Here is a 3,175-nt window from a genome sequence, read left to right on the forward strand (position 1 = left end):
TCGCGCTCGCGCATCACGCGTGCGGTGCGCTTGCGGTTCACCCGCCGCCCCAGTCGCCGCAGTTCGGCGTGGATGCGCGGGACACCGTAGGTGCGGCGGGAGGCAACGTGCAGCACCGTGATCTCGTGCGCGAGCGCGTCGTCGGCGGCCTGCCGGGCATGGCGGGCGGCCTCGCCCTCGCGCCACGCGTAGTAGGAGGAGCGGGCGATGTGCAGCACACGGCACAACAGAACGATCGGGTAGTTCGCCTTCTCCGCATGGATGAACCGGCACAACTCGCTCACCGGTCGTTCTCCTTCACGAAGAAGGCGGTCGCTTTTTTCAGGATCTCGATCGTCTGCTGCTGCTCGCGGTTCTCCCGCCGCAGCCGCTTGAGCTCCTCGCGCTCGGCACTGCTCAATTCGCCGGGAGTGCCCTCGCCCTGCTCCGCCTTCGCCTTGCGGTACCAGCCGCGCAGGGACTCAGAGCTGATGCCGAGTTCCCGGGCCACCGCCGTGACCGTCTTGCCCGAGGAGTCGACGAGCGCGATCGCGTCCCGCTTGAACTCCTCGGTGTACCGCTTCGTGTACTTGCTTCCCACCTGGTGCTACTTCCTCTGGAACCTCAGGTCCCAGGGCGGATTCAACTGGTCGTCGCAACACCTCGTGACCAGCGAGGTGTTGGATGGTGCGTTGTCAGCAAGCGGCCGATCGGGCGGTGCGCCCGAAGTTGCGGTCCCCTGGGCATCCGAAATTCCAGCGTCATATCTAAGGGCTTGCAGATCATCAACACGTTGTCTTGATCATGCTGCTGGGGTCGCCGCTCAGGGCTTGAACCCGAGCCTGGAGGGCTGTGAGGGCGGCGGGCGGGGTGGCTGTCGGAGGGATGACGATGCTGTGCGCCTTGAGCAGTGTCCTGATCTTCAGCAGGGTGCGGTGCATGGCAGTGCGACTGCTGTCGAACAGCACGGCGAGGGGTTCTGCAGCCAGGGCGACCCGCAGGTGAAGGACGGCTGCCAGGACCTGGTCGGGGAAGGCGAGTCGGGGCGGGCGGCCGCGCTTGACATCGCCGTCGACGGCCAGAGTGTCGGTCAGATCGCTCAGTTGCTGCCGGGACATGCCGGTCAGGACGGGGTCGGACAATAGAGCATGGTCCCACTCCGGGGCCGGCTTCTGCGGAGCCCGGGGTGCTGGGACGGCGGGGCACGGCTGGGGGTGCACGGCATAGTTCCAGTCGCCGTGGAAGGGGTGTCGGGTCAGTGGCAGGGAGGCCATCTCCGCGTCGCCGATCTGGACCCCGGTGGTGTAGGTGTTGGTGTCCAGCTCGGCCGTGACGCGCAGGCCGGTGCGGGTGGTGGTCGCGGCGATGGACTGGACGATGGCTTAGTGACTGGTCAGCGGGCGGCCGCGCCAGTTCATGGTGATGTGTGAGAAGAGCCGGTGCTCGATTTTGTTCCACTTCGATGTGCCCGGCGGCAGGTGGCAAACCGTGATCGTCAGTCCTGTTTCGGCAGCGAGCCGGGCGAGTTCGAGCTTCCAGGTCCGGGTGCGGTAGCCGTTCGAGCCGCCTGCGTCGGCGGTGATGAGCAGTTGTGTCGCCTGCGGGTAGGTGGTCCGGCCCTGGCCGGACCACCAGCGGCGGATCGATTCCACTGCGAACGCGGCGGTGTCATGATCGGTGCCCACGTTGACCCAGCCGGTGTTCGCCGCGAGATCGTAGATCCCGTACGGGACGGCCTTGCCCAGCTGGGGGTCGGCGAAGTCATGGACGCTCACCGGCATCGGATCAGCTGCGGGCCGCCATTGCCGTCCGTTGTTCTTGAACTCGCCGACGAGCTCTTTCTTCTTGGTGTCCACGCTGATCACCGGCTGGCCGGCGTCCCGGTGATCGCGGGCCTGCTCGTTGAGATAACGGAACTGGGCATCCCGGTCCGGATGCTGGCTGCCCTCGATGGTCTTGGCGTTGGCCTGCAGGCTGAAGCCTTCCTCCCGCAGCAGGTCGGCGACGGTGTCAGCACTGACCTTGTGCCCGGCCCGGGCCAGCTCCCGCGCGAGGTTGCGGGTCGACTTGACCGTCCACCGCAGTGGCGACATCGGATCACCGCGCTCGTCCGGCTCGACCAGTGCCAGCAGTGCCGGCCGGAGCCCCGTATCGAGATCTGCGACCCTCTTGCGGCCTCCGCCTGGCCGCCGCACCCGCCCCAGAGGCTCCTCGCCGGTCTCCAGTTCGAACACGCCCTTGCGGACCGTGGTCTCACTCACCGAGGCCGCCCGCGCGACGGCCCGAACACCACCGTGTCCCAGGACACGGGCCTCCGCGGCCATCAGTAGCCGTCGTTGCCGCTCGTCCAGATGCGGGAACAATACCGTGAACTTCACAGCGAGTTGGCTACGGATCTCGTCCGGGATGCGCACACCACACCAACGAGCCACGGGACGGGAAGCAACACCTTGATGATCTGCAAGCCCTTAGCTGACTCGACTCCGTCGGGGATCTTGGAGTTGCCGAGGTCAGCTGCCCAGGGTGCGCCAGGACTCTGGCCGCGGGATCTTGCGCTGGTCGAGGTAGTTCTGGAAGGCGGTCGGCTGGCGGGGAGAGGGATGCTTACTTGGTCGGTGGGAGTCCGCTGAGGCGCTCGATGTTAACGGCGATGGCGGTCAGGACGTGCTGGGCGCGGGCTTTTTGCCCTCTCCCTCGGTAGCGGCAGCGGCGCATGCCGTGGCCATGGGCGAATCCGTCGAACGTGCCTTCCACCCCGGAGCGGACCGCGTAGCGGGTCTTCAACTCGGGAGTCTGTTGCTCAGTGCGGAGGGGCGGAGTTGCAGGTTGGGGAGCTCCCACGGGGGGAATTCCCACGGAGTGGGCGTTGTCGGGGTGGGCGCGGTGGTGGCTACATCCGTGATCACGTTGGGGCCGTCAGGAGCACACGTCTCCGTCGGATGGGCGGAGAACCCCTTTCAGTTGATGATGTGTCCGTGAACGTTTTTCATCCTGAATAGCTGCAGGTCAGCAGCACGTGGACGGCCTGGACAGCGGTGCCGATCCGGCGGGTGGAGCATCTGGCTCGTCGGAGCAGCCGCCAGGACTTCAACTGCGCGAAGGCGAGTTCGCCCGGGGCCCTCAGCCGGGCGTGGTCGCGGTTGAACTGCTGGTAGTGCTCGGGCTGTTCGCGGTGGCGGTAGTAGGGGGTGCGGAC

At 66.8% G+C, this 3,175-nt stretch carries 3 protein-coding genes and 2 pseudogenes; all 5 read right to left on the reverse strand.

Features of this window, described 5'->3' with window-relative positions; all coding sequences use genetic code 11:
- The coding region (locus VT52_RS35035; RefSeq protein ID WP_143071002.1) for an IS3 family transposase at positions 1-284 on the reverse strand (284 nt) is incomplete at its 3' end.
- Positions 281-580, reverse strand: a complete 300-nt coding sequence (locus VT52_RS35040) for a transposase (RefSeq protein ID WP_046428639.1) — start codon at positions 578-580, stop codon at positions 281-283. The genes VT52_RS35035 and VT52_RS35040, both read right to left, overlap by 4 nt.
- 184 nt (positions 581-764) lie before the next feature.
- Positions 765-2,393 (reverse strand): annotated as a pseudogene (locus tag VT52_RS35045) (ISAzo13 family transposase).
- A gap of 190 nt (positions 2,394-2,583) precedes the next feature.
- Positions 2,584-2,835, reverse strand: coding sequence for a transposase (locus tag VT52_RS39620; RefSeq protein ID WP_107481541.1), 252 nt, complete (start codon positions 2,833-2,835; stop codon positions 2,584-2,586).
- Positions 2,836-2,965: 130 nt separating this feature from the next.
- A pseudogene (locus tag VT52_RS35050) lies at positions 2,966-3,175 on the reverse strand (IS5/IS1182 family transposase); the annotation flags it as partial.

It is taken from the genome of Streptomyces malaysiense (genome assembly GCF_000980885.2).
GTDB classification, from domain to species: domain Bacteria; phylum Actinomycetota; class Actinomycetes; order Streptomycetales; family Streptomycetaceae; genus Streptomyces; species Streptomyces malaysiense.